The 26,911-nt window shown below is 69.1% G+C and carries 12 protein-coding genes; 9 read left to right on the top strand and 3 right to left on the bottom strand.

Translation table 11 applies throughout. The annotated features are described in order from the left end of the window. Positions 1–46: 46 nt before the first annotated feature. The gene (locus ACFQ9K_RS08615) at positions 47–3,484 is read right to left on the bottom strand and encodes an amino acid adenylation domain-containing protein (RefSeq protein WP_378714690.1); all 3,438 of its coding nucleotides are present in this window, start codon (positions 3,482–3,484) and stop codon (positions 47–49) included. Between the two features lie 379 nt (positions 3,485–3,863). Between ACFQ9K_RS08615 and ACFQ9K_RS08610 the strand changes: the two genes are divergently transcribed. The 5 genes from ACFQ9K_RS08610 to ACFQ9K_RS08590 all read left to right on the top strand — a co-directional run bounded on the left by ACFQ9K_RS08610 (position 3,864) and on the right by ACFQ9K_RS08590 (position 13,639). Continuing rightward, positions 3,864–4,988, top strand: a complete 1,125-nt coding sequence (locus ACFQ9K_RS08610) for a winged helix DNA-binding domain-containing protein (RefSeq protein WP_378714692.1) — start codon at positions 3,864–3,866, stop codon at positions 4,986–4,988. A gap of 3 nt (positions 4,989–4,991) precedes the next feature. Next, entirely contained in the window at positions 4,992–5,396 is a 405-nt protein-coding gene (locus ACFQ9K_RS08605) for a PaaI family thioesterase (RefSeq protein ID WP_378714694.1), read from the top strand. A gap of 233 nt (positions 5,397–5,629) precedes the next feature. Continuing rightward, complete coding sequence (locus tag ACFQ9K_RS08600; protein WP_378714695.1) at positions 5,630–9,331, top strand: condensation domain-containing protein; 3,702 nt, start codon at positions 5,630–5,632, stop codon at positions 9,329–9,331. Further along, entirely contained in the window at positions 9,331–10,893 is a 1,563-nt protein-coding gene (locus ACFQ9K_RS08595) for an amino acid adenylation domain-containing protein (protein ID WP_378714751.1), read from the top strand. Before ACFQ9K_RS08600 ends, ACFQ9K_RS08595 begins: the two co-directional genes overlap by 1 nt. Positions 10,894–10,957: 64 nt before the next feature. Further along, positions 10,958–13,639: a class I SAM-dependent methyltransferase gene (locus ACFQ9K_RS08590; protein WP_378714697.1), complete on the top strand. Its 2,682-nt coding sequence runs from the start codon at positions 10,958–10,960 to the stop codon at positions 13,637–13,639. A gap of 344 nt (positions 13,640–13,983) precedes the next feature. Here ACFQ9K_RS08590 and ACFQ9K_RS08585 read toward each other — a convergent pair whose 3' ends face one another. Beyond that, positions 13,984–15,207, bottom strand: coding sequence for a cytochrome P450 (locus ACFQ9K_RS08585; RefSeq protein WP_378714699.1), 1,224 nt, complete (start codon positions 15,205–15,207; stop codon positions 13,984–13,986). 166 nt (positions 15,208–15,373) lie between these two features. Continuing rightward, the gene (locus ACFQ9K_RS08580; protein WP_378982991.1) at positions 15,374–18,688 is read right to left on the bottom strand and encodes a condensation domain-containing protein; all 3,315 of its coding nucleotides are present in this window, start codon (positions 18,686–18,688) and stop codon (positions 15,374–15,376) included. A gap of 162 nt (positions 18,689–18,850) precedes the next feature. Here ACFQ9K_RS08580 and ACFQ9K_RS08575 point away from each other — a divergent pair, with 162 nt between their 5' ends. From ACFQ9K_RS08575 to ACFQ9K_RS08560, 4 genes are all read left to right on the top strand, one after another. Then, positions 18,851–21,841, top strand: a complete 2,991-nt coding sequence (locus ACFQ9K_RS08575) for an AMP-binding protein (protein ID WP_378714703.1) — start codon at positions 18,851–18,853, stop codon at positions 21,839–21,841. Next, entirely contained in the window at positions 21,841–22,596 is a 756-nt protein-coding gene (locus ACFQ9K_RS08570) for a thioesterase II family protein (protein ID WP_378714753.1), read from the top strand. The genes ACFQ9K_RS08575 and ACFQ9K_RS08570 overlap by 1 nt, the downstream gene beginning before the upstream one ends. A gap of 222 nt (positions 22,597–22,818) precedes the next feature. Beyond that, on the top strand, positions 22,819–26,133 hold the full coding sequence (locus ACFQ9K_RS08565) for an amino acid adenylation domain-containing protein (RefSeq protein WP_378714705.1): 3,315 nt from the start codon (positions 22,819–22,821) through the stop codon (positions 26,131–26,133). Beyond that, a complete protein-coding gene (locus tag ACFQ9K_RS08560) occupies positions 26,130–26,909 on the top strand; it encodes a thioesterase II family protein (RefSeq protein ID WP_378714707.1) in 780 nt (259 codons plus the stop codon). The genes ACFQ9K_RS08565 and ACFQ9K_RS08560 overlap by 4 nt, the downstream gene beginning before the upstream one ends. The last annotated feature ends 2 nt before the right edge of the window (positions 26,910–26,911 follow it).

Below are 26,911 nucleotides of genomic sequence, written 5' to 3'. Positions count from 1 at the left end.
CGATCAGTGATGTACCGATGCACGGATCCCGCCGAGGCCGAACCGGCTACGCAATCGTCGTGTCCACCTCTCCGTTCCCGGCCGCGGGCGGCGCCGCGGAATCGCCGGACATCGCCGCCAGCAGCGCGTCGAGTTCGGCCTCCGGCAAACTCGCGATCCAGTTGTCGTCGTCGACCTCCAACCCGCCGGGCGCGTCCCGGTCGAGCTCGGCGAGCAGGTCAGCCATCGACTGCAAATTCGAGTTGAGGAACAGCGTCTCCATCGGCACCTCCAGGCCGAAGCCGGTGCGAATGCGCGACACCAGCTGAACGACCATGAGCGAATGCCCGCCGAGCTCGAAGAAGTTGTCCTCGGCGCCGATCCCGTTGACGCCGAGCATGTCCGCCCAGATGGCGGCCAGCGCGGTGGCGGTCTCGCCGTCCGGCGGCGCCATCGAACCGCGCGACTTCGCCTCGGTGCGTTGCAGTGCCGCGAGGGTGCGCTGATCGATCTTGCCGTTGCTGGTGAGTGGCAGTTCGTCCTGGACCAGGATGGTGGTGGGCACCATCCAGTCGGGCAGGGTGCGCAGCAGCGCGCGCCGCAGTTGGGTCGGGGTCGGCGCCTGATCGCCGGTGGGGACGACGCAGGCCATCAGCGCCTTGGTGCCCACCCGGTCGTCGGCGACGAACACCGCGCACTGCGCGACCTCCGGCAATCTCAGTAGCGCGGAATGGGTTTCGCCGAGTTCCACCCGGTGGCCGCGGATCTTGAACTGGTGGTCCGCGCGGCCGAGGTAGGCGAGTTCGCCGTCGCCGCGGCGGATGGCGATGTCGCCGCTGCGGTACATCCGGGCGCCGGGTTGTGAGCTGTACGGGTCGGGCAGCATGCGCGCGGCGGTCATGGCCGGTGCGCGCTGATAGCCGAGTGTGACACCGGCGCCGCCGACGAAGATCTCGCCCGGGATGCCGGGTGGCACCGGCTCCAGCTCGTCATCGAGCAGATACAGCGTCAGGTCTGGTAGCGGCAGGCCGATCAATGACCCGGACCGGTCGGCGTCCGCGCTGGACAGCCGCCGAAAGGTCACGTGCACCGTGGTTTCGGTGATGCCGTACATGTTCACCAGTTCCGGCCGGTGGTCGCCGAAGACGCGGAACCACTCGTGCAGCGTGGCGAAGTTCAGTGCTTCACCGCCGAAAACCACGTAGCGCAGGGCGAGTTCGGCCGGCTTGGCGACGGCGACCTGGGCGAGCTGGGCGAAGGCGGAGGGTGTCTGACTCAGCACCGTCACCGCCTCGCGCGCGAGCAACTCCAGCAGCGCGTCCGGAACCCTGGTCAGCCACTGCGGAACCACGACGACCCGGCCGCCGTGCAGCAGCGCACCCCACAGCTCCCAGACCGAATAGTCGAAGGCGTAGGAGTGGAACAACGTCCAGACGTCGTGCTCGCCGAGGTCGAAGACGTGCTCGGCCGCGGTGAACAAGCGCAGGACGTTGGCATGGGAGACCACCACGCCCTTCGGCGTGCCGGTCGAACCGGAGGTGTAGATGATGTAGGCGGGAGCGGACGGTGGCACGACCGCGCGCACCACGGCGGTGGAGGCATTCGCCAGTTCGGTTGCCTGCCAGTTCAACTCGATGAGCGGAGCCGAGGTCGCCGGGAGCCGGTCGGCGAACTCGGGCGCGGTGAGCACCGCGGTCACCGCGCAGTCGGTGAGCTGGATCGCGGTCCGGCTGGGCGGGCTGTCCGGATCGATGGGCAGATACGCCGCACCGCATTTCAACACGGCGAGCACGGTCGTCGGCAGGTCTGCGGTTCGATCGACCAGCAGACCGACGATCGATCCCGGCCCGACCCCGTGGCCGACAAGGACATTCGCCAGCCGGTCGGATCGCAGATCCAGTTCGGCATAGGACAAGCGAGTGTGCTCGTCGCACACCGCGATCGCGTCCGGCCTGCACACGGCCTGAGCGCGGAACCGTTCGTGCAGCGCGGTGTCGACCGCGCCGAGTTCGGTTCGGCGATCGCCGACCAGCTCGGCGCGCTCGGCCTCGGTCAGCAGCGGGACCGTGCACAGCGGGCGATCGGGGTCGGCCGTTCCCTCCGCCAGCAGCCGGATCATCCAGCGGCCATAGGTCTCGACGGTGGACTCGTCGAAGAGCGCGTCGTCGAACGGGAAGTAGCCGACCACCCGGTCGTCTTCGCACCACAGCTCGACCATCAGGTCGTAATGCGTGACGCCGCCGTCCAATTCGGCGAAGTCGACGGCCAAACCGAGCAGGTCCGGCGGCCGCGGGGCGGCGTCGCGCAGGCTGAACGAGGTCTGGAACACCGGCGTCACGCCGGGCGCCCTGGCCGGGGACAGCTCGCGGACCAGCATGTCGAAGGGCAGATCCTGGTTGATCAGCGCGCCGGCGAACACGTCTCGCGTGCGTTGGATGAGTTGCCGCAGGGACGGCCGGTCATCGAGCCGGACGCGGACCGGCAGCCAGTTCAGGAAGTAGCCGAGCAGCTGTTGCAGCGCGGGCTGCGAGCGGCCGGCGATCGGCACGCCGACCACCAGGTCCTGCTGCCGGGTCAGCCGGGACAGCAGGGCGAAGTAAACGGCGAGAAAGACCACATTGAGGGTGGCGGAGTTCTCTTTCGCCAGCCGGCGCGCGGCCGCGCTCAGCCGCACCGGGAACTCGATCGGGCAGAACTTGCCCTGCGAGGTCCGAATCGCTTGGCGCGGACGGTCGGTCGGCAACTCGAGCAGGCCGGAGTAGCCCGCGAGCTGGGTGCGCCAGAAGTCGAGCTGGCGCTCCAGGGATTGCTTGTCGAGGATCTCCCGTTGCCAGTAGGCGAAGTCCGGATACTGCACGTCGAGCGGCGCGAGCGCGACCGGCTTGCCGAGTTCGCCGGAGTAGTACGCGCCGAGCTCGGTGAGCAGGATGCCCAAAGACCAAGTGTCGGAGACGATGTGGTGCTGCACGAGGACGAACAGATGATCGTCGGGCCCGATCTCGTACACGTCGCAGCGCAGCAGTGGGCCGGTGAGCAGGTCGAACGGCTCGCCCACCGACGCCGAGGCGTGGTCGCGCGCGGCCTGGGCCGGGTCGGGCAGATCCCGGAACGGGTGCAGGACGAGCGGCACGTCCATGTGGTCGAGCACGACCTGGCGAGGGTTGTCGTCCTGCAGCACGAGGACCGTGCGCAGGGCCTCGTGCCGCTCGACCACCCGGGCGACGGATCGGCGCAGCGCCTCGACATCGAGTGGGCCGCGCAGTCGTAAAGCGGTGGGCACGTTGAAGATCTGGCGCTGGGTGAACAGCTCGTTCATGAACCAGAGGCGCTCTTGTTCGAACGACGCGGGTATGTGGGTGAGTCCGGCCGGCCGCCTGCGGATGGTCCCTGGCGATTCCGCGCCGCGCTCGGCCATGATGCGTTCCACGAGAGCCCGCTGCGCGGGGCTGAGGGCGGCCAGTCGCTGCTGTAAGGCGTCGGCGGTCTCGTCTCGTTGCTCGATCATCTCCCCGTTCCTCTCCTATCGCCCTCGGCGAGCGCCGTCCGCGGCCGTCGTCCGCGCAGGGATCGTGGCCGAAAGGGTGCGCTCGACCATCGGGGCAGTGCACCGTCACGAGTCTCGAGCGCCGCATCGTCAGTGCGGCGGGCCGACGGGTCACCCCGAGATACGGTGAATAGTGTGTGGTTTCTGTCGGGACTTCCTCCGCACACTCGCACAGTATCGGTGATGTCTCCAGCGACACTGTACTCGACATACGAGAGGCGGGCTAGCGTACCGACCGGGCGAGATGCGCCGGTCATGCCCGGAATATTGGGCCGGACCGGGCCGCGCGGAGACTACATACCGGGTGTAGTGTGGGGTGCTATTCACTAGAGGAGGCTGCGTGAAGGTCAGTGCGGCGCAGGTTTCCGCGTGGCGGATGCGGCGGCAATACCTGGATCCGCGCGGCACCGGGACGGCGCACGAGATCGTCGGCAGACTGTGTGGTGTACAGGTTCAGGTCTGGAGTGCCGCCGAGTTGGCCGTCGCGGTGCGGCAGTCGGCGCCCGACCGGGACAGCGTCAACCGGGACGTCGCCGGGCTCACGCTGATGAAGACCTGGGCGATGCGCGGGACCTTGCATCTGCTGCCGCCCGGTGCGGCGAGCGCGTATCTGACACTGCTCGAGGCCAACGGCTCCTGGCGGAAACCATCCTGGCAGCGAGCTTCCGGCGTCACGCCGCGCCACATCGACGAACTGACCGACAAGGTGGCCGACCTGCTCGACGGCACGGTGCTCACCCGCGACCAGCTGGTCCGGGAACTGGTGTCGGACAAGCGCTTCGCCGCCCTGGAGTCCAGGCTGCGGTCGGGCTGGGGCCAGGTCTTGAAACCCCTCGCCTGGCGCGGCGTGCTGTGTCACGGTCCGAATGAGGGCACCAAGGTGACCTTCACGCGGCCGGCCGGCCGGTACCCGGATTGGGCGAAGGCGCCGGAGCTGGACGCGGCGGCGGCCACGGTGATCAGAGCGTATCTGGGCGCGTACGGTCCGAGCACGCCCGAGGCGTTCGATCGGTGGCTGTCGCTGAACGGTACGAGCAAGCCGAGGCTGCGAAAGTGGTTCGCGGACCTGGGCGATGAGCTGACCGAGGTCGACGTCGAGGGGCGCAAGTCGGTGATCGCCACCGAACACGCGGCCGAACTCGCCGACACCGCCGAATGCTCGGGTATCCGCCTGCTCGGCGGCTTCGACCAGTACATCCTCGGTCCCGGGACCAAAGACGACATGATCCTGCCGCAGGCGCATCGCGCCGCGGTGAGCCGCACGTCCGGCTGGATATCGCCGATCGTCCTGGTGGACGGCCGGATCGGCGGCGTGTGGGAGCTGGCCGGCCCCGAGCTGGTGGTGACCCCGCTCCCGGGCGGCGCCGACCTGCCGCGCGCGGAGCTCGACCGGGAGGCGGCGCATGTCGCGCGCGCGTGCGGACTGAGTCGGCTGACGGTAAGGGTCGATCGAGCGGTGGGATGAGCAATGGCCGGAACAACAGACAAAGTCGAGCTGGGTCTCGGACCCTACATCGAGCACCTGGGCCTGCGATTCGAGCAGGTCGGCCCGGATCGGGTGGTCGCGGGCTGGACGGTGCGCGGCGACCTGCTACAGCCGCACGGCATCCTGCACGGTGGCGTGCACTGCGCGGTGGTGGAGTCGGTCGCCAGCGTGGCCGCGGACTGCTGGCTCGGTGATCGCGGCATGGTGGTGGGGGTCAGCAACGCCACCGACTTCTTCCTGCCCGCCACCGCGGCCAACGGGAAGCTGACCTCGACCGCGTTGCCGGTGCATCGCGGTGCGACGCACCAGGTTTGGGTGGTGGAGACGGTGGACGCGGTGGGCAGTCTGGTCGCCCGCGGGCAGGTCCGGCTACAGAATTTGCGCTGAGCCGCCGAACGGGCCGTGCCGGGGGCCGGTGTAGGTCTGGCGTGCCCGGAAACCCGTACATCCGTCGGACCGAAGTCATCGGTTGTCGACCGAATACAACACTGCGAACAGGCCACACTTCGCCGGGTTCGCAGCGGCCTTGACGCGCATGACCTGGTGTGACATAAATGTCGTATCTTCGATGACTATGTCGAGTAGTCGTCAGAGACTGAAGAGTCGGCAGGTTCGACCCTGTGGACTCGTCCCGAGCCGGGCGGCTCATTCCGGCCTGCGCGTTCAGCACCGTCGTGTCGACGGCGAGCGCGACGATAGGAGACGGGGACAGCATGCACAGTCCGATCGCGAACATGGACGTCGCGGACAAACGCCGGCTGCTCGCGGAGATGCTGGCCGGCGCCGAGCGAAAATCGGCCGGGCGCACGGGTCCGGTGTCCTTCGCGCAGCGGCGGTTGTGGATTCTGGACAGCCTGGTTCCGGGCAGCTGCGCGTACAACGTCCCGGTGGTGCTGCGGACGAGCACACCGCCCGATCCGGTCGCGTTCGCGCGAGCGCTCGAAGTGGTCATCGACCGGCACGAGGTGCTGCGGACCGTGTTCGTCAGCCGGGACGGTGTCCCGGTGCAGCGGGTCGGCCCTGGCTTCCGGCCGGAGATCGACAGTCACGATGTCAGCGCCGAACCCGACCCGGCCGCCGCCGCAGATCAGTTGGTGCGCACCTCGATCCGGCGGCCGTTCGATCTCGCGACCGGGCCGATGCTGCGCGTGCTCCTGGTCCGGGTCGCCCCGGACGCGCATCTGATCGCGCTGACCGTGCATCACATCGTCTGCGACGGCTGGTCGATCGTCACCCTGTTCCGCGAGCTGGACGGGCTCTACGCGCAGCTGCGTGGTGGTGCCCCGGCGGCGCTGCCGACATTGCCGCATCAGTACATCGATTACGCGGTCTGGCAGCGGACGCGGCTGTCCGGGCCGCGGCTGGACGAGCTGAACGACTTCTGGCGCAATTGCCTCGATGGGGCGCCCGGCTTGCTGCAACTGCCACATGACGCGCCGCGACCCGCCCATCAGCGCGCCAACGGTGGCGTCCACGAATTCGCGTATCCCCGTCAATTACGCGAGGACCTGCTGGCTTTCGCCGCCAAGGCGAAGACCACGCCGTCGGTGGTGGTGCTGGCCTGCTTCACCGCGCTGTTGCAGCGGTTCTGCGCGCAGGACGACATCGTGGTCGGCGTCGCGACGGCGGGCCAGACGCACAGCGCGTTGCAGGGCATGATCGGATTCTTCGTCAACACGCTGGTCATGCGCATGGACATGACCGGACAGCCCAGCCTCGCCGAGGCCATCCAGCGCGGGCACGAACGCACGCTGGACATGTTCGCGCATCAGGACATGCCGTTCGAGAAGCTGGTGATCGAGCTCCAGCCGGACCGCAATCCGACGGTGACGCCGATCTTCCAGGTGCTGTTCAACTTCCAGACCGCGTCGAACGACCGGGTGCGCCTGCCGAATCTGGACGCCGACCTGGTGCCGTTCGACACCGGGATCGTGCGGTTCGACCTGGAATTCAATGTGTTCGTCGCTGAGGAGGAAATGGGCGGCAGCTGGTTGTACAACCGGGAGCTGCTCAACCCGGCGGCGGTGGCGCGGATGACCACGCTGCTGGAGCGACTGATCGCGGCGGCCATCGCGCGGCCGGAGGTGCCGCTGTCCGCGCTGGATCTGTTCGATGCGGCGGATCTGGCGGAGTTCGACCGGGTGGGTGGCGCGGTGGGGGCGAGTTCGCTTGGCTCCGCGCCGAATCCGGGCGAGCCGGTGGTTCGGGTGGGGCCGCACACCGTGTTCGCGGACGGTACGCCGATCCCGGCGCCGAACGATGCGGCGACCGGCGCCTACCGCTGGTTGGTCGATGAGCTGATTCCCTTGTGGCGCAATGGGCTCGGTGCGAGTGCGCGCCATGCGGTGGATCGTCGGCGGGCGCGGTTTCCGGTGCCGCCGCGTGGTGTCGTGTTGTTCGCCATGGCGCCCGCGGCGGTCGAACTCGACGAGGCGGTCTGGGCGCTGGAGGCCGGCGCGCAGCTGGTACTGATCGACGTTCGGGCCGGACTGCTGGACGCGGTGTCGAGCGCGCTCGCGACGGAAGCCGTCGACACCCTGTGCATCGCGCCGGGCCTGCTGAGTCAGGTGATGGATGCCGTTGAGCGGAAGCGACTTTCGCCCAGCATCCGCAGGGTGCTCAGCACACACGAGCCGTTGAGTGTCGAGCTGGAGGCGCGGTGCCTGCGGCTGCTGCCGGACACCGAATTCTGGTCTGTCTACCGGGTCGCCGGGATCGGTGACATCGCGGCGCGCCGGTGCCTCGACGATCGGCCGCTCGGGCGGGATGTCGCAGGCAGGGTCTATCCGGGCCTCGCGGTTCGGATTCGGGATGTCGACGGGCACCCGCTTCCGATCGGTGCTCCCGGCCGGGTGTGGGTGAGCCATGCGCCGGGCGGCGATGTCGCGACCGGAGACCTCGGGCGGTTCCGGGAGGACGGGCAGCTGGAGCTGCTGGGACCGGAAGCGGCACAGGTGCTTCTGCGGCAGGTCCGAGTGTCGTTGGGCGAGGTGGAATCGCCACTGACCGCGCATCGGTCGGTGCGTGACGCGCGGGTCCTCGCGATCGCCGATCCCGCCGGTGCCTCGCGATTCGTCGCCTATCTCGCCACTGCGCCGGCGGCACAAACCGATCGGGCAGAACTGCGCGACGACGTGCGGGCACACGCGCAACGACTGGTGCCGGGCCCGTTGGTGCCCAGGTCATTCGTCTTCCTCGACGCGCTGCCGCTGACCGCACGGGGCACCGTCGACTCGGCGGCCCTGCGCGAGATCGACGGGGACGACAGCGATGTCGAGCGGGTCGCGCCGCGCAACGACACCGAGCGGCTGCTCGTCGACATCTGGCGTTCCGTGCTCGAGGTCGACGAGGTCGGCATCCACGACAACTTCTTCCTGCTCGGCGGGCATTCGCTGCTGGCCATCCAGCTGATGAGCAGGCTGCGGCAGGCGACCCGGATCGATCTGCCGGTCAGCGTGCTGTTCCGGCATCGCACGGTGGCCGATCTGGCGGCGCGGGTGATCAGCATGTCCGGCGGGGCCGGGGCGCTGAGCAATCTGGTCGAGATCCAGGCCGGGTTCGAGCCAGTGCCCGTGGTCGCCGTGCATCCGGCCAGCGGCGGCGTATTCCCCTATGTCGCTTTGGCTACCGCGTTGAGCAACCGCACGGTGTACGCGTTCGAAGGCCGCGATCCGGGACCCTCGGTCACCGCGTTGGCCGAGCGGTATCTCGATCAGCTGCCCGAAGACGTGCTGAACGGACCGTTCGCGCTGGTCGGCTGGTCGCTCGGCGGCGTCGTGGCGTTCGAGATGGCGCGCGTGCACGCGCAGCGGGGCGGACGGGAGGTGCCGCTGACGCTGATCGACTCCGCGCTCTTCGAGGTCGATGCCGCCGCGCCGGACGCGGAGGCGCGGCTGGCCGAGGGTTATTTGCACAGTGTCAGTGCGGATTTCGGCGTCGAGCTGCCGGTGCTGTCCGGGCTCGACCGCCTGTCGCCGCGGCGCGTGTTCGCGGATCTGTTGGAACGGTGGGGTTCTGCCGCACCCGAGGTGCTGGATCTGGAGGAGATGATGCGCCAGTTCGCGGTGTACCGCTCGCACATGCTCAACGTGGCGGCGTATCGCCCGCCGGGGCAGTACGCCGGGCCCGTGCACCTACTGCCCGCGACGCAGTCGCCGCCGGGGATGGCGCAGACGTGGCGCGAATTCGCACCGGGGCTGGTGGTGCGGGAGATCGACGGCGACCACCACAGCGTCCTGCGCAATCCCGGCCTCGGCGCGGTGGTCTCCGAGATCGAACAGCAGTTGAAGGGTCTCGACGCCGAGCGGGGGTTTCTCCGGTGATGCACAGCGAAATCGGTTCGCGCACAGTGGTCGGCGGGATCGCCGCGGCCGTGGCCGACTACCCGGACAACCCGGCGGTCGTGGACGATGCGCAGAGTCTGTCGTATGCCGAGCTGTGGCGGGAGTCGGCGCGGATCGCGCACGGGCTGCGGGGCAGGGGCGTCGGGGCGGGGCAGGTCGTCGCGCTGGCGGCCGAGCGGTCCGCGAGCCTGCTGGTCGGGTTGGTCGGGATCCTGCGGTCGGGCGCGGCGGTGCTTCCGCTGGACGTCACGTATCCGCAGCCGAGGCTGCGCATGATGGTGGACGACAGCGGCGCGGCGGTGGTGGTCGGGCATGCGCACACCGTCGCGCCCTTTGTTTCAGAGGGCCGTGAATCATTCGTCATACCAAAGATTTTCGAGGACCGGTCGGACCTGCCCGCGGACCCGCTCGTCGAGCCGGATCCGGCGAGCGGGTGCTGCCTGCTGTTCACCTCCGGATCCACCGGGCGGCCCAAGGGCATGCTGATGCCGCACTCCGGGCTGGCCAATCTGGTGCGCTGGCAGGCGAGTGCGTCGGTGTCCGGCGCGGGGAGCCGGACGCTGCAATACGGGGCGATCTCGTTCGACGTCGCGATGCAGGAGATATTCGCGACCCTGATCTCCGGCGGGACCCTGGTGTGCATCGACGACAGCACGCGGCGGAATCCGGTGCGCACCTGGGATCTGATCATCCGCGCGGAGATCAACCGGATATTCCTGCCCTACGTCGGGTTGCAGTCGCTGGTGATGGTGGCCGACGAGGTCGACCTGGACGCGGTGCGGCTGCGCGAGATCATTCCGGCGGGGGAGCAGTTGCAGTGCACGAATGCGCTTCGGGCGCTGCTGAAGAAGTTGCCGCAGTGCCGGTTGTTCCAGCAGTACGGGCCGTCGGAGGCCCATACCGTCATCAATCATCCGCTGGCCGACGACCCGGACGCGTGGCCGCCGCTGCCGCCGATCGGCATTCCGATTCCGGGAAATCGCGCGTATGTGCTCGACGACGCAGGCCACGAATTGGCGCCCGGCGAGATCGGCGAGCTCTACATCGCCGGTGCCCAACTGTCCTTCGGCTATTGGCGGCAGCCCGGGCTGACCGCGGCGCGGTTTCTGCCCGCACCCGACGGCGTCGGCGAACGGATGTACCGGACCGGGGATCTGGCCCGGCGCCGGGAGGACGGGAACATCGATCATCTGGGCCGCGCGGACAGCCAGGTGAAGGTCCGGGGCTTCCGGGTGGAACTCGGCGAGGTCGAATCCGCGCTCAGCGACTACCCGGAGGTCAACGCGTGTGGCGTGACGCCGGCCGGCAGCGAGGGCATCGATCTGATCCTGGTGGCGTTTGTGGTAGCCGATGCGGGAACCGATACCGCCGCGATCCGAGAACGCCTGCGGGCCACGCTGCCCGAGCACATGGTGCCGGCCGTGCTGCACGTCGTGGACGCGCTGCCGCAGGTGCCGAGCGGCAAATTGGACCGGCGCCGGCTTCGGCTGCTGGCCGAAACCAGCATGACGGCAGGGGATTCGGACCGCGTTCGCGCCTGATCGAGCCTGACCGGCGGGTCTGCCATTCCATCTGCCCGAAACATGAAGTTGAGGCGACGACACCATGACTGTGCAAGAATCGCAGACCATCGATTTCCGCAGTGCTATGCGGCGCAAGTGTTTTCTGTACGACGATGGGGTTGTCCTTTCGGTCACGCTGCGCGCGCTCGACCGATTGGGTTTGCTGACACCGGATTCCGGTGGTGAGCGGTCGTTGCGGAAACTCGTGCCGGATTTGACGCCGAGCGGGTTCGGATACCTTCGGGTGGCGTTGCGGTCGCTGGTGGCGCAGGGGTGGTTGCGCGAGGCTCCCGAGCTCGACCCGATGTCGGTGTTCCTGAATTGGACGCGGGCCGGGCGGGCGGTTGCCGACGCGCCGGCGGGTTATCTGCGGGTGGGGCGGTTTCTGGCTTCGTTCGACGATCCGGCACCGGATTCCTGGGCTGTGCCGTGGCGCGGCGATCTCGTCGCGGAGTACGAGGCGCTGGTCGGGTCGGTGGAGTTGTGGCGGCGGGAGTTCGGGCTCGCGCGGGCGCATTCCCCGGTGCATTTCGAAGGGGGCCTGATCGTCCCGACGGTGCTGCATCTGCAAGCGTCGGGCGCGTTGGCTGCCGAGGGACCGGTGTTGCCCGCCGATCGATTCGGGCGCGCGGCGTTGCGGCTCCTGCAGACGTCCGGGTACGTCGATGCCGATGCGAGCTGGACCGGTGGTGGGCGTGAGTTGTGCGCGTTCGCCACGCATTTCGGGATGGTGGGGTCGTATCTGCCGATGTTCGCCCGGCTACCCGAGTTGTATCGGGGCGAGTTGGTCGTGACGACCGAGTTCGGCGTGCCCGAGTGGCATGTCAATCGGGAGCTGAACGTGGTGGCGAGCGGGCACGCGCATCGCCGCTACTACGCGGATGCGGATCGGATCTTCGTCGAGATCTTCGATCGGGCACCGGTTTCCAGTCAACCCGCGTTCATTGCCGACATGGGCTGTGGTGACGGGACATGGCTGGCCCGGCTGTATCACCTCATTCGGGAATCGACGTTGCGCGGGCGCTGCCTGGACACCGATCCGCTGCTGATGGTCGGCATCGATGTCAACGAGGCGGCATTGGACTGCGCTCGGGAAACCCTGCGCGAGGCCGGAGTTCCGGCGCGGCTGCTGGCCGGGGACATCAGCGATCCGGACGGCGTGCGCATCCAGCTGGAGGAGGTCGGCGTCGCGGTCGAGGACGGGCTGCACATCCGCAGCTTCATCGATCACAATCGGGAGTTCCGGGGCGCTCGGGGCGCGGTGCCGGGCGGACGGTCGAGTGGTGCGTCCGTCGATTCGGCGGGGCATGCGCTGTCCGACCGTGCGATCGAGGACGATCTGACGGAGCATCTGCGCCGGTGGCGCAACAACATTCGCAAGCACGGCATGGTCGTGCTGGAGGCGCATTCGGTGCCGCCCCAGGTGGTGCGGCGGCACATCGGGTCGCTGCACAGCATCGCCTTCGACGCCTACCACGGATACTCGCACCAGTTGCTCGTCGATCACGCCGCCTACCTGCGGTGCTGCCGGAATGCGGGACTGGAGTCGATCGCCTACCTGGAGCAGCGGTATCCGGCGCGGAAGCCGTTCGTGGCAATCAGCCTGAACCGCTTGGCGGTACGGCCCGAGGTGGATCCGTCGTTCGCGGCCGCCGCCTCGCCACAGCGGCACGATACCTGGCGGCCGGACGATTCGGTCGACCTCACCGATGGGGAGGGACTGCACCGGTTGTTGTTCGACGGTGGCGACATTCACCAGCCGCGCGGGTGGTGTGCGGCGGCCACCGGTGTGGTCGTCAAAGACGTGCTGCTGGAGATAGAGCGCCGGGCACAGACTGCCACACCCGGCGAGGTCATCCGGGTCATGGATTACGGCGCGGGCACCGGGCTGGCCGCCATCGAACTGATCAAAGCCTGCCGCGACATCGAACTCGCGGAACGGCTCGCCCGGGTCGGTGCCGAGTTCGAAATCCACCTGGTGGACATACCCTCCGGCTGGTTCGCCAAAGGGTACGAGCTGCTGAAGGGGTGCCCGTGGACGCGGTTTCATTCGATGCAGTCGCGGGACAAGGCCTTCCGCGAGCTGCGGGACGTCACCGGAGGCCTGGCGATGGATGTCGTCATGGCCAACATGGTGTTCCACCTGATCCCCGCGCGGGCGTTCACCCAGGTCGCCGCCAACCTCGCCGAGGTGCTGGTGCCGGGCGGCCGATTGATCTGGAGCACACCGGATCTCGGGCCGGCGGCCGAGTCCTCGGTGCTGTTCCACGACCCCAACCGGCTGGCCCGGCAGCACTGGATGCAGCTGATCGCCGAGGCGGACTCGTTCCGCGTCGACGGGCTACCCGCCGCGGTGCGCACCGCGGCCGCGGCGGCCGCTCGATTGTCCGAGGAGGAACGAATCCAAGCCTTCGGCCGCTCCGACCGTCGCATCCTGCCCACCGCGAACGACCGGTTCGCCGTAGCGGCCGCCCTCACCCCACATTTCCTGGGCGCCATGCAGGTTCGATCGTTCGAGATGTCCGAATCCGAATTCGTCGACGCCGTCCTGGTCCCCTCCAACCAACGCGAATACTTCCCCGAGGTAGCCGACGACCACCTCCGCGAACGAGTCCTCCGCCACCTCCTGCTCACCGACGTCCTCCCCGCCCTGACCCGCGGCCCCGCCGGCACCGGCCGCGGCCTGAACGTCGAATGGACCTTCGGCGACTTCTACCGCCGCTGAGCGATCGCTGGGTCGCTGGTCTGTCGGGTGCCGCAACGCACGGGGAGACGACCGGCACTGAGTTGTACTCTGCCCTTGCGAAACTCGACGGTGATCGACTCAGGGGCACGCCCGTCCAGCAGCTGGATGGTGCCGAACTGGGCCTGCGATTCCGAGTCCCGATACTCAGGTCTCAGTTCGTCGGGCACCGCAGTGCCCACGACACAGTCTCGGTTCGGCCGGTCATAGGCCGGCCCGCGAGTACCGGGATCGCCGTGTTCGTCATCTGAGTGAGCATGCCGGTGTTGCCCGGTTCAGGGCAACACCGGGCAGGGCCCGATCTGTTGGTGAGCGTGCGGAAACAGTTACGTCGGTTGGTCGTTCGTGTCGAAGCGGACCGGGAGGCTGTCGAAGAGGATGTGGCGGCCGTTGTCGAAGTGGATGGGCGGTGCCTCGGTGAGGTGGAAGGTGGGGCGGCGGGCGATTTCGGCGAGCACGGCTTTGAATTCCATGCGGGCGAAATGTTCGCCGAGGCAGCGGTGGATGCCGTGGCCGTAGGTCAGGTGGTGGTGGGAGTTGCCGCGGTTCAGCGAGAACGTCTCGGGGTCCGGGAACTCTTCGGGGTCGCGATTGGCCGCGTCGAAGAGCAGGACGACGCGGGCGCCCGCGGGGATGGTGACGCCGCTGACGACGACCTCGCGGGTGGTGACCCGGGTGAACCGGTCGGTGGGGCACCAGCGGCGCAGGATCTCGTCGCCGAGGGTGGGCACGAGGTCGGGCTCGCGCTTCAGACGCTGCTGGAGCTCGGGATCGCCGGCCAGCCACCACAGGATTCGGTTCACCGTGTTCATCGTGTTGGCATGCCCGGCAACGCAATACGAGACGATGATCGAGTAGAGCAGGTCATCGGAGACCGGTTCGCCGTCGAGGGTCGCGTTCACCAGCCAGGACAGATAGTAGTCGCCGGGGTGCTCCCTGGCCCGCTTGATCTCGCCGGCCAGGATGGGCTGATAGTGCATCCAGAAGCTGGTCGCGTCGGTCTCCTCGCCGAGATAGCGCCACATCGTGCTGGTCATGGCGCGGATCTCGTGCTGCACCTCGACGGATAATCCGATGGCCAGTCCGAGCGCGCCGATGGCGTAGGGCTGAACCAGTTCCGCGACGAAGTCGCCGTGGCCGCGTTCGACGATCGGCGCGATCAGCTCAGCCGCGAGCGCGCGCACCGAGGCTTCCAGGTCGTGGATCGCCTGCTTCTTCAACGGCGGCGCCATCAGGTTGCGGATCTTGGCCTGGACCGGCAGGTCGAAGTCGATGGGGGAGAACGGCGGCATGCCCGCGGCGCGCGGAAAGTGCACGCCCGCTGCGGAACTGAACGTATCGTGGTCGCGCAGAGCGGCCTTGACGTCGGCATAGCGGGACAGGATCCACATGCCTCCGTGCGCGGCCGAGTAGGCGACCGGAGTGCGTTCGCGGATCGTGCGGTTGACGATCTCGGCCAGCTCCGGGGTGTACTCGGGATCGAGCCAGTTGAATGTGGTGGTGAGCCGATCGACGACGGCTTGCTTGGCGGGTTGCTCTGTCGCAGTCACGTTTCCTCCGAACCTCGGTGAGCCGCGCCTATAACCCGGGCATCGGGGAGGCATCGCGAGATCGCAGACTATGGGCGCCGAGTGTTGAGTGTTATTGAACCAGAATGCCACAGGCAGAGGCAACAGTGCAGTGTTCGCGAAAATGTATACATTGCGGGTGAATACCTCAGTCGGGGAGCAGGTCCGCGATGGGGGTGCGCGGGCCGGCGGCCGCGGCGGCCAGGATCCGCAGGACCTGGTCTATCTGCTGGTGACCGGACGCGTGGTCCCACAGATCGGTGTTCAGCTCGAGCATCGCGGACAGGCCGGAGGGGCGGAGGAGACCGTGGAAGGCCATGTCGTATCGAGCGGTCCCGTGGGTGAGGAAACGATAGTCGCAGTCGACACCGGCGGCGAATTGGGCTGGGATCCAGGTCTCCAGCTGTAGCTCGCAGGTGACCTGGTAGATCGGGTGCTTCCCTGTCACCCGAGGACGCTGAAGAAGCTGCACGATGTCGGCGAACGGGGCCTGCTGGTGTTCGTAGGCCCGCAATACGGCCGCCCGGACACGCTGGACCAGCTCGTCGAACCGCGGGTTGCCGGACAGGTCGAGGCGCAGCGGGACCACGTTGAGGAAGCAGCCGATCAACTGTTCCGCGCCGCGTTGGGTGCGGTTGGCCGTCGGGATGCCGATCAGGATGTCGTGTTGTCCACTGAGCCTGTGCAATTGGACCGCGACGGCGGCGCAGAAGACGGCGAACGGAGTCGTCTTGCCCGCCGCGGCGAGCTCACGCACGGCGGCGGCGCCGGCAATCGAGGTCGGTCGCTCCAGAAACTCACCGCGGAACCTGGCCTTGTCGCCGCGCGGCCGGTCGGTGGGTATCCGCAGCTCCGGTGCGCCCGCCAGCTCACGGACCCAGAATCGCCGCAGCCGTTCGCCTTCGGGGCCGTTCAGCATGTCCTGTTCGGCCAGGGCGAGGGCGCCGAAGTCGACCTCGTGCCTGTTCGGCCGCGGCGGGTGACCGGCGGCCCTGGCCTGGTAGGCGGTGCTCAGTTCGCGCATCAGCAGGGTCATCGACACCTCGTCCATGACCAGGTGGTGGAACAGCAGCTGGGCCTGGTGGCGTTGCGCGTCGAGGCGGACGACCCGGGCGCGCAGCAGGGGGTAGGCGGTGATGTCGAAACCGGTGAACGCGATCTCCTGTTCGAGGCGCTTCAGTTCGGCCTCGCGTTCGGCGTCGTCCAGTTTCGTGAGGTCGAGGACCGGGACGTCGATGCCGGTGTGCGGGTGGATCCGTTGTACCGGAAGGCCTTCCACCTCGACGAAGGTGCCGCGCAGGCCGGGCTGGTGCGCCACCACATCGTTCACCGCCAGGGCGAACGCGTCCGGCCGCAGTGGTCCGGACAGGTCGAGGACCAGGGGAATGGTGTGGGTGAGGGCACCCGGGTCGGCCTGCTCGGCCAGCCACAGCTGGCGCTGGCCCGACAGCAGCGGCACCTCGACAATGGTGTCGGGCCAATTCGGTACTGAAGTCCCCGAAGGCTCCGAATCGTCCAATGCGGCAGCGAGACCGACCGGCAGATCGCCCAACTCCGAGACGAGCTGAAGCATCTTGTCCAGGTTCGGATTCGCTGTGCGCAGGTGAACGGTCAGTTCGCCGGGGGTGGGGTTCTCGAACAGGGTCCGCACCCGGACGGGCACGCCGAGGGTTTCCTGCAGCTCGGCGGTGAGCCGGGTGGCGAGCATCGAATGTCCGCCGCAGGCGAAGAAATCGTCGTCCGCGCTCAGCCCGGGGTATTCGAGGGCCTGTGCCCATAGTTCGGTCACGAGCTCCAACAGGCGGTCCGCGGGTGGCGCCGTGCCAGTTTCGGCCAGGCCTGGCTCGAGCGGGGCGGTCTCCGGCAGTCCGGCTACGATCTCCCACCGGCCTTCGGCATCGCGGCGTGCGGTGAGCCCGCTGGGAGCTCCGGCGAGCAGCAGCGCCGACGGCTGGTGCACCGAGCGCGCCGAATCCAGTTGCGGGTCTTGCGCTCCGGCGAGACCGGACAGCACCGGCCAGTGGTCCGCACCGCGAGAACGGTCCAGTGACAACGTGATCGGCGTCCCGTCGGGCAATTCGAACGGGACCTGCTCCGCGCTGATCGGGGCGAGCGCTACCGGGGCCGGTTGCTGGAGAACCAGCTCGGACATCCGCGATTCGGGATGCTCGAGCCACTGCCGCAGCACAGTGGCGTAATCCTGAACCAGCGCGTCGATGCCGGCCGGCGTGTAGAGATCGCCGTCGTATTCCAGCCACAGTCTGACTTCGGCTCCGGCGAACTCGATTTCGACGACGGTGTCGAACCGGCCGCGTTCGCGTTCGACGTCGAGTACCTGCACCGGGTGCCCGCCCAGCCGCAGTTCGCCGACCGCGTCCACCGGCGGCAGGAACAGGTGCTGGATCAGCGTGGTCCGGTCGGTCGGGCGAGGCGCACCGGCGGCCCGCACGATCCGGTTGAACGGCAACCGGGCGTGCTCGATCGCCGCCGCCACGGTCGCCGAACAGCGCGCCGCCGCGTCGGCAAGCGTGTGGTCGCCGCCGAGATCGAGGCGCAGCGGAACGGTGTTCGACATCTGCCCGATGAGCGTTTTCAACTGTGGGACAGTGCGGTTGGCGGCGAGGGCGCCGAGGATGAGGTCCGGCTGACCGGTGGAACGGGCGATCGTCGCCGCCCACCCGGCCAGGCACAGCGCGTACGGCGAGCAACGCAGCGTCCGGGCGGTGCCGCGTAGCGCGAGGCCCGCGACGCCGGGCAGGACGAACGCGGTGCGCCGGCCCACGCCGCGCTTGATGCGTCGGCGCGGCCGGTCCGGCCGCAGGTCCAGCCTGGTCGGCGCATTGCGTAAAGTCGCCTGCCACCAGGCGGTGTCGGCGGCTTCGAAGGCGGGAAACAGGGTGTCGCTCTCCCAACGGACGAAGTCGCGGTATTGCAGCTCCGGCGGCGGCACCGGCGACGGGTTTCCGGCCAGTGCGGCGTCGTAGTCCGCGCTGAGTTCGGCGAGCAGCAGCCGCACCGCCGTGGCATCCAGGAACAGGTGATGCAGCGCCACCGCGAGCACATCCCCGCCGTTCGGCCCGCCGCCGCGCAGCAGCCGGAACGCGATGGCGCCACCGGCCGCCGGATCGATTCCGGTGCAGGCGAATCGAGTCAGTTCCCGGTCGCGCAGCCGAGCGATGTCCGCGCCGGGATCGAGCGCGATCTCGGTGATCGGCAGCTGTTCCGGCACCGGCAGCACCAGCTGCACCGGCTGCCCACCCGCCGCGCGCACCGCGCTGCGCAGGATCTCGTGCCGGCCCAGCAGCGCGCGCACCGCGCTGTGCAGAGCATTCCGGTCCAGCGCGGCCGGCACCGCGAGTCCGACGCACTCGGTCAGCGGGGCCTGCTCGGCGGCCGAACCGTCCGGGAACCAGAAGTGTTCTTGAATTGCCGCGAGAGGCATAGAGTTTTCGTAGTCTCTCATGCAGACACCTTATCCGTTATGCAGTCATTGAGCAGGAGTTCTTGTCTTGTCGCGCAAGCCAACACTCACGTGACTTCCCGGCAAAGAGACTGTACGGTGATGCGTGGTGTGTTGAGAAAATCGACATCTCGCACCGACTTCCCCGCAGAGGAGTCAGAGGGCATGACGTCATCACTGAATCGTCGACCGGCCGTCCAGGAGACGAGCACGGATTCGACCCTGGTCTCCCGGATCGAGGACTTCGCCCGCATCACGCCGTCGGCGCCGGCGATCCGGCACGGCGATCGGGAATTGACCTACGCGGAACTGAACCGGCAGTCGAACCGGCTCGCCCAGCGGCTTGTCGGCTCGGGCGTCGCGCGCGGTGACATCGTCGCCATGTACCTGGGTCGCTCGATCGAGTGGGTGGTCGGCATGCTCGGCTGCCTGAAGGCCGGTGCGGTCTGCATGCCGCTGGATCCGGCCGCGCCGGCGCAGCGGTTCCACCGCGCGATCGACTCCGCCCGGCCGGTCGTCGTGATCGGCGCGGGCAACGACCACCCCGTACCGGCCGGGACCGGAGGATTGCCCGAGGTGCTGCTCGACGCCGGGATCCCCGCGCCGGACGACGTGTTCGACCTGCCCCGGCCACCGCGGCGCGCCGAGCTCGCCTACGCCATGTTCACCTCGGGTTCCTCGGGCGCCGCGAAAATCGTGCTGGCCCAGCACTCCTGGATCGCTCTGAGCGCCGACCGCAGCGCGGAGATCAACGCGACCACCGGTGCCGATCGCGGCTCGTGGCTCGGCGCCGCCGGTGCCGGAATCGCGTTGCACGAGGTCAGCGGATTGCTCTGGCGGGGCGCGCACATCGTGATCGGCGAGCACGACGTGTACGCGAACCCGCGCGCGTTGCAGGATTGGCTACTCGCCGAGCGGATCACCCAGTGCTTCGTGGTCGCCCCGGTCGGCGAGGCATTACAGCGCCTGCCGTGGCCGCGCAACTGCGCTCTGCGGCTGCTGACCTGCGGCGGCGAACGGTTACATCGGTGGGGGCCTGCGGATCTGCCGTTCGAGGTTGCGGTCTCCTACGGGTGCCTGGAGGCGTTCCAGGTCGCCCACTCCTGCTATCCGTGGGCGCAACGGCACACCGCCGCGACGGCCACCGCCGCGGACCGCGAGTTGCCGCCGACCGTCGGCCGCCCGATCGAGGGCGTCACCGTGCACCTGCTGGAGGAGGACGGGCTGACCCCGGTCGGCGACGGCATCGGTGAGGTATGGATCGACTCGGACTGCCTGAGCCTCGGTTACCTCGGGGATCCGGCGCAAACCGCGGATCGCTTCCGCCCCAACCCGTTCGGTGCCGCGGGCAGCCGGATCTACCGCTCCGGCGACGCCGGTCGGCTCCGCCCGGACGGCATCCTCGAACACCACGGCCGGATCGACGACATCGTCAAGATCCGCGGCAATCGCGTCGAACTCGGCGACGTCGAGTGGACGCTCGGCCTGCACCCCGCCGTGCGCCGGGTCGCGGTGGTCACCGCGGTGGACGGCGATCAGCTCCGCCTCGTCGCCTGCTTCGTCGCCGAACGCGATGTGGCGCCGTTGGAATTGCGCAACTACGCACTGGAACGGTTGCCGGACTGGATGGTTCCGGTCGCCTACGTGCAGCTGGACGCCCTGCCGCAGAACACGTCCGACAAGATCGATCGGCGGCAACTGCCGCCCGACGACTGGGCCCGCTGGCGCCCGGCGAGCACCTGGCGCGCCCCGGCCCCGGGCACGGAAACCGTTCTGGCCCGGCTGTTTTCCTACGTGCTGCGGCTGAGCCGGGTGGGCGCGGACGACCACTTCGTCGAACTCGGCGGCGATTCCTTGCAGCTGGCCGAGTTGCAAGGCCGCATCGAGCAGGAATTCGGCCGCCGGATCGAGCTGGCCGATCTCCAGGTCGCGGGCACGGTCGGTGGCCTGGCCGCACTGCTCGACCCCGCCCCGGATATCGGCGGCCTGCCCCCGCCGCACCGGGTTGAGCAGCAATCGAACAGCACCGGGATGCACACGAGCACAACACTTCCCGGACCGACGAGGGAGGCCGGTATGACCGCGGACACGGGGACGATCGGCGGGAAGCCTGCGACGGCCGTCCCGGCTGCCGAACCGAACGGCGAGGCGGCCGCGCCGCCGCCGACCCTGCTCATCGACTTGGCCACCGGCATGTGGCGGACCCACACGCTCACGGCCGCGATCGAGATCGGGCTGTTCGAAGCGTTGGCCCCGAGCCCGGCGACGGCACCGGAACTGGCCGGACGGCTCGGCATCAACGCGCGTCCCGCGGAGATCCTGCTGACCGCGTGCACCGCGCTCGACCTGCTGGAGCACCGGGACGGGCGCTACCGCAACACCGCCGTGGCCGAGCGGTATCTGGTGCCCGGACGGCGCGACTACTTCGGCGACTACGTGCAGATGGTGGCCAAACACACTGCGCCGGGCTGGAATCGGGCCGCCGAGGCGATACGCACCGACGCGCCGAGCCGGCCGGTGGTCGACCCGAGCCGGACCATCTTCGAGCAGGGCAACACCCCGGCCTACTTCTGGAGCGCGCTCTGGGCGTACTCCACGCTGACCGCCCGCGCGCTGGCCGAGGCCGTGGACCTGTCCGGCGTGCGCCGAATCATGGACGTCGGCGGTGGATCCGGGGCCACCCTGATCGAATTGTGCAGGCAGAAACCAGAGCTCAGCGGCACCGTGCTGGACCTGCCGCACGTGTGCGCCATCGCGCGGGAACGGATCGACGCCGCGGGCCTGTCCGGACGGCTCGGCACGACGGCCGCCAACTTCTTCACCGATCCGCTGCCGACCGGGCATGACGCCGTGCTGCTCTCGATGATCATGCATGACTGGGACGAGGAGCGGAACCGCAAGATCCTCGCCGCCTGCCTGGACGCGCTGCCCTCCGGCGGCCTCGTGGTGATCAGCGAGTTGCTGGTGGACGACGACAAGTCCGGCCCGGCCGACGCGGCGCTGATGAGCATGAACATGCTGGTCGGCTGCCTGGGGCGGAATTACACCGCGGCCGAGTACGGTGCGTGGCTGCGCGCCGCGGGTTGTGTGCGGGTGCGCACGGTCCGGTTCGACTCGCCCGGCGCCAACGGTGTGGTGATCGGGGAGAAGGCGTGATGGAACGGCAACAGCGCCGCTGGTTCCTGCGCGAGCCCGCGCCCGAGTCCCGAATGTTGCTGCTGTGCATGCCGTATTCGGGCTGCGGCGCGTCGATGTACCGGGCCTGGCCCGCGACCATCGGCGCGGCCGAGGTGGTCGCGCTGCAACTGCCGGGCCGCGAGAACCGCATCAAGGAACCGTATTTCGAGACCTATCAGGAGGTGGCCGCGGCACTGCTGGACGATGTCGGCGAGCTGATCACGGCGCGTCCGTACGCGCTGTTCGGCCACTGCGGCGGCGCACTGCCCGCGTTCGAACTGGTGATCCAGATCGCGGAACGCGGTCTGCCCGCGCCGGATCGGTACTTCGTGTCCAGTCAGGTCGCACCGCAGGACGGTCCGTGGGGTCGCTTCCTCGGCCTGGACGAGCAGGGTCTGCGCGCCGAGATCGCCGGGCTGCTCGCCGCGATGGGCGCGCCCGAATCGGCCGGCGAGCTGGTCGATCTGTTCATCGACGTGATGGCGGCCGACCTGGCGGCCAACAAGAAGTATTGGCGCCCAGCGGGTTCGGTGCCCTGCCCGATCACCGCGCTGGGCTGGAATGCGGATGTCGAGGTGCCGCACACGCTGATGGGGGGCTGGCGGGAATGGGCGGAGACCGAGAAGGTGGTCCTGCCCGGCACGCACTACAGCTTTCTGAACGCGCCGCCGGAGTTGCTCGCGGTGCTGGCGAATCGGCTTGCTGTCGAATCGGCTCCGGAACCGGCCGGCTGAGTGTAGTCAGTTGCTCGTCGGACCCGCGCCCGCAGTGTTCCTGCTGCAGGCGGGTATCGGCAGGTCACCGGCTGTTTCTGTCCGGTGTGCGACGTAGATAATTTGTCCGCTTACAGACTATTTCCCGGTCAATTGCAGAGTATTATGTTGACTTCGAGGGGTCTGTTCTCAACAGGCGACACCTAGCTGTAGTAAGTTGCAGATTGACTGGGAGGCCACGGCATGGGTCCACAGAGCGAGTTGCTTCGTCGGCTGCGCCAGCTCCCGGGGGAGCGCCGAGACGAGTTGCTGGCCCAGCTGGCAGACGTCTCCTCCGGGGTCCGATCGGCACCGCTGTCCTACCGGCAGGAGCAGCTGTGGCTGTTCGACCGGCTCGCCCCGAGCAGCCTGGCCTATGGGCTCGGCTTCGCGTTCCCGATCGACGGCCCGCTCGATGTCGAGGCGCTGCGCCTGGCGCTGACCGATCTGCTGCGCAGGCACACGGTGCTGCGTTCGATCTTCCCGGACGAGGACACGCGCGGCACCCAGCAGGTGCTTTCGGTGCCCGAGCTGCGGTTGACGGTGGAGGACGTGGCCGATGGACGGCTGCGGGTGCGGGCGGACGAGGTGGTGCAGGACGAGTTGCGCCGCGGTCTACAGCTCGACACCGGTCCCGCGATCCGCCTCCGGCTGCTGCGCGCCGATCCGGAGCGGCATCTGCTGGTGCTGATCGGGCACTACATCGTGCTCGACCCGCGTTCGGCGCGGGTTGTGCAGGGCGACTTGACTTTTGCCTACCGCGCCCGCGTTGCCGGCGAGCCGCCGCGGTGGCCGCAGGAGGCCGTCGATTTCGGCGCCTACGCGAACTGGCAGCGGGAGTGGTGCGGGCAGGACATCGCGCGCGCCGCCACCGAGTACTGGCGTGGCGCGCTGTCCGGCTGGGAGAGCACGGAATTGCCGCCGGACGGGCACCGTCCGCGACTGCTCGACCTGAGCAGCGACGTGGTCACCGGGTCGATGCCGCCGGACCTGGTCGCCGCCGTGCACACCCTGGCCGGGACGACGGGCGCCGAGCGCGACGACGTCTTGCTCGCCGGGTTGCTCGTGGTGATCGCCAGGCACACGGCCAGAGGCGATCTCACCGTCGGGCTGCCGTTCGACGTCACCGGTCCGTTCGACGCAGATCGCTTGGTCGGGGACTGCGGCAATCTGCTGCCGCTGCGTGTCGAACTGGACGAGGCGGACAGCTTCGGCGCGGTGATCGCCGCGGTGCGCGCCGCTCGATTGGCCGGTGCCCTGCACGCGACACTGCCGTTCAAGCTGATCCTGGACGCGCTCGGCGTAGAGCCGGACACCGGGCGATTGCCCCTGGTGCAGATCGGTTTCGTCAATACCGGCGAACCGGCGGGCCCGATCGCGGCCGATGCCGTGCGGATCGGTTGCGAGCAGGTCGACGCCGGTGCCGGGGCGTTCGAACTGGCGCTGGAGATCAGCGGCGGCGAACGGCCAACGGTGGCACTGCGATTCGCCACGGCACTGTATCGCGCGACCACCGCCGACCGCCTGCTCGACCGGTTTCTGCAGACCCTCGGCGCCCTCTGTGCCCAGCCCGACCGGCCGGTGGGGGACGCCCCGTTCGGCACTGCGCGGGAACGCGCGGACATCCTCGAACACTGGAACACGCCGATCGGCCTGCCCCTGGACACGCCGGTACACGAACTCTTCACCGAGGTCGCCGCCGCCGACCCGGACCACGCGGCGCTGGTCTGGCAGGACGGCAGCCTGAGCTACCGCGCGCTGGACGACTGGTCGCGCCGCATCGCCGACCGGCTGGCCGCGGCCGGCGCCGGACCCGGTGACCTGATCCCGGTGGTGATGGAACGCGGCCCCGCGCTGATCGCGGTCGCGCTCGGCGTGCTGCGCGCCGGGGCCGCCTACGTGCCGCTCGACGTCACCCAGCCCGACGAACGGCTGGCGATGATCCTCGCGGACACCGACGCCACAACCATTGTCGTCTCGCCGACTACCGCCGAGCGGGTGCCGCCGCCGCATCGCTTGGTCATCGACCCCGCCCCGGACCACGAATCGCTGCGGCTACCGGAGCCACCCGGCCCAGCGCCCACGGTGCCACCCGCCGCGGCCGCCTACGTGATCTACACGTCCGGTTCCACCGGCAAGCCCAAAGGCGTTGTGGTCGAGCACCGTAACGTCACCAACTTCGTTCGCACCGTGCGCGCGATGTTCGACCTCACCCCGCAGGACCGGGTGCTGCACTTCAATTCGCCCGGCTTCGACGTCTCGGTCTTCGAGATCTTCGGCACGCTGCTCAGCGGCGCCGTGCTGTATGTGATGGACGAGGACCAGCGACGCTCGGTGGACGCGCTCGACGAGGTGCTGCGCGGGCAGCGGATCACCATCGTCGACCTGCCGCCGGCCATCATGGGATTGCTTGCGCCGGAAGGCTATCCGGATCTGCGGGTGGCGTTCGTGGGCGGCGAGGCGTTCACCGGTGAGCTGACCACCCGATGGGCGCGCGGCCGCGGTTTCTGGAACGGCTACGGGCCGACCGAGACCACGGTGACCGTGGTGGCCAAGCTGTGCGCGGGAGAGTGGACCGCGTCGCCGCCGATCGGACGGGCGATGGCCAACCACCGCGCCTACGTCGTGGACAGCACCGGGGCGGGCGTGCTGCCGCCCGGCGCGATCGGCGAGCTGGCCATCGCCGGACTCGGCGTGGCGCGCGGCTACCTCGGCAGGCCCGATCTGACCGCGGACCGATTCCGGCCGGACCCGGACGGGCCGCCCGGCTCGCGCCGCTACCTCACCGGCGACCTCGCGGTCTGGGACGACGCGGGCGATCTGTGCTTCGTCGGGCGGGCCGACCGGCAAGTGAAGATCCGCGGCGTGCGGATCGAACTGGGCGAGGTAGAGGCCGCGCTGCACGCGGTGACCGGGGTCGCCCAGGCGGTGGCCTCGGTGGTGATCGAGCCGCGGACCGGCGCGATGCTGGTCGCCTATGTGGTCCCCGAGCGGGCCGGTGAGCTGCAACTCGATTCCGTTCGCGCGGCGGTGAGCGGGCGGCTTCCCGCGGCGATGGTGCCGTCGGTGCTGGTGCCGCTGGACGAGGTGCCGCTCACGCCGAGCGGCAAGATCGACCGGCGGCGGTTGCCCGCGGTGGAGTTCTCGGTCGACGAGCTGACCGACGCCGACGAGGAGAACAGCACGCCCACCGAACGGCTGATGCGCGCAGAGGTTTTCGCGCCGCTGCTCGGTGTCCGGATCGGCAACGACGTGAACTTCTTCGCCGCGGGCGGGACGAGCCTGGAGGCCATCCAGCTCTCCTCGCGGGTCAACGCGGTGTTCGGCGTGGCGCCCTCGATCGCGGACTTCTTCGCCGATCCGACGGTGTCCGGGCTGGCCGCGCTGGTCGACGCGGCGAAGGCGGAGCAGCGGACCCAGCAGGACGCTTTGGCAGACGCGCTACAGCTGGTCGAGGGCCGCAGCGACGCCGAGATCGCCGCGCTGGCAGCCGAATTGGACGGGACGGCGGTGCAATGACGGCCGACATCGGGACGGTGGGTTACACGACGGACTCGCTCTGGGTGCGCAGGCTGGCTCGTCCGGGTGCTCGGCTGCGGCTGATCTGCCTGCCGTTCGCCGGCGGCGGCGCGTCGGTGTTCCAGCGGATGGCGGCGTTGCTGCCCGCCGAGATCGAGACGCTGGTGGTGCAGTTGCCGGGGCGCGAGGACCGGTCCAGGGAGGATCCGCCGAGTGACATCGGACGGCTGGTCACCGCCTGCGCGATCGCGTTGCGGCCGTACACGACGATGCCGTACGCGTTGTACGGGCATTGTGCCGGTGGGCTTTTGGCGTTCGAGATCGCGCACGAGATGGGCGGCCGGTTCGGGACCTGGCCGCGGCGATTGATCGTCGGCGAGCAGCCCCCGCCGCAGGCGCCGCCGCCCGCCGACCCGCTGCATCGGCTGCCCGATGAGCAGTTGCTGGCCACCGTGCGCGAGCGCGGCGGGCTGCCGGAGGCAGTGGTGCGCAACGCGGAGTTGCAGGAGTTCCTGCTGCCGATGCTGCGCAGCGAGTTCGCGCTCTGGGAGAACTACCGGTACCGGCCGCGCCGGCCGCTGCCGGTGCCGATCACCACGGTTCGCGGGTCCACCGGATCGGTGGACGCGCCGACCCTGGCCGGATGGGCCGAGCAGACCGACGCCGGATACTCCGCGCTGAACGTCGAGGGCGGCCACTACTTCATCGTCGGACTCACCGCGGCGGTAGCGCGGCAGATCGGCGAGCAGTTGCCAGCCGTGGCGCCGGCCGCTTAGGA

The sequence above is a fragment of the Nocardia sp. NPDC056564 genome (genome assembly GCF_042793755.1).
Taxonomy (GTDB): Bacteria; Actinomycetota; Actinomycetes; order Mycobacteriales; family Mycobacteriaceae; genus Nocardia.
The sequence above is the reverse complement of the archived record's forward strand: the minus strand, read 5'-3'. Positions and strand labels throughout refer to the sequence as shown.

Excerpts from the sequence above, each read along its gene's own strand:
- ACFQ9K_RS08615 (WP_378714690.1), bottom strand. The coding sequence starts at position 3,484 with ATGATCGAGCAACGAGACGAGACCGCCGACGCCTTACAGCAGCGACTG.
- ACFQ9K_RS08605 (WP_378714694.1), top strand. The coding sequence starts at position 4,992 with ATGGCCGGAACAACAGACAAAGTCGAGCTGGGTCTCGGACCCTACATC.
- ACFQ9K_RS08595 (WP_378714751.1), top strand. The coding sequence starts at position 9,331 with ATGCACAGCGAAATCGGTTCGCGCACAGTGGTCGGCGGGATCGCCGCG.
- ACFQ9K_RS08590 (WP_378714697.1), top strand. The coding sequence starts at position 10,958 with ATGACTGTGCAAGAATCGCAGACCATCGATTTCCGCAGTGCTATGCGG.
- ACFQ9K_RS08580 (WP_378982991.1), bottom strand. The coding sequence starts at position 18,688 with ATGAGAGACTACGAAAACTCTATGCCTCTCGCGGCAATTCAAGAACAC.
- ACFQ9K_RS08575 (WP_378714703.1), top strand. The coding sequence starts at position 18,851 with ATGACGTCATCACTGAATCGTCGACCGGCCGTCCAGGAGACGAGCACG.
- ACFQ9K_RS08570 (WP_378714753.1), top strand. The coding sequence starts at position 21,841 with ATGGAACGGCAACAGCGCCGCTGGTTCCTGCGCGAGCCCGCGCCCGAG.
- ACFQ9K_RS08565 (WP_378714705.1), top strand. The coding sequence starts at position 22,819 with ATGGGTCCACAGAGCGAGTTGCTTCGTCGGCTGCGCCAGCTCCCGGGG.
- ACFQ9K_RS08560 (WP_378714707.1), top strand. The coding sequence starts at position 26,130 with ATGACGGCCGACATCGGGACGGTGGGTTACACGACGGACTCGCTCTGG.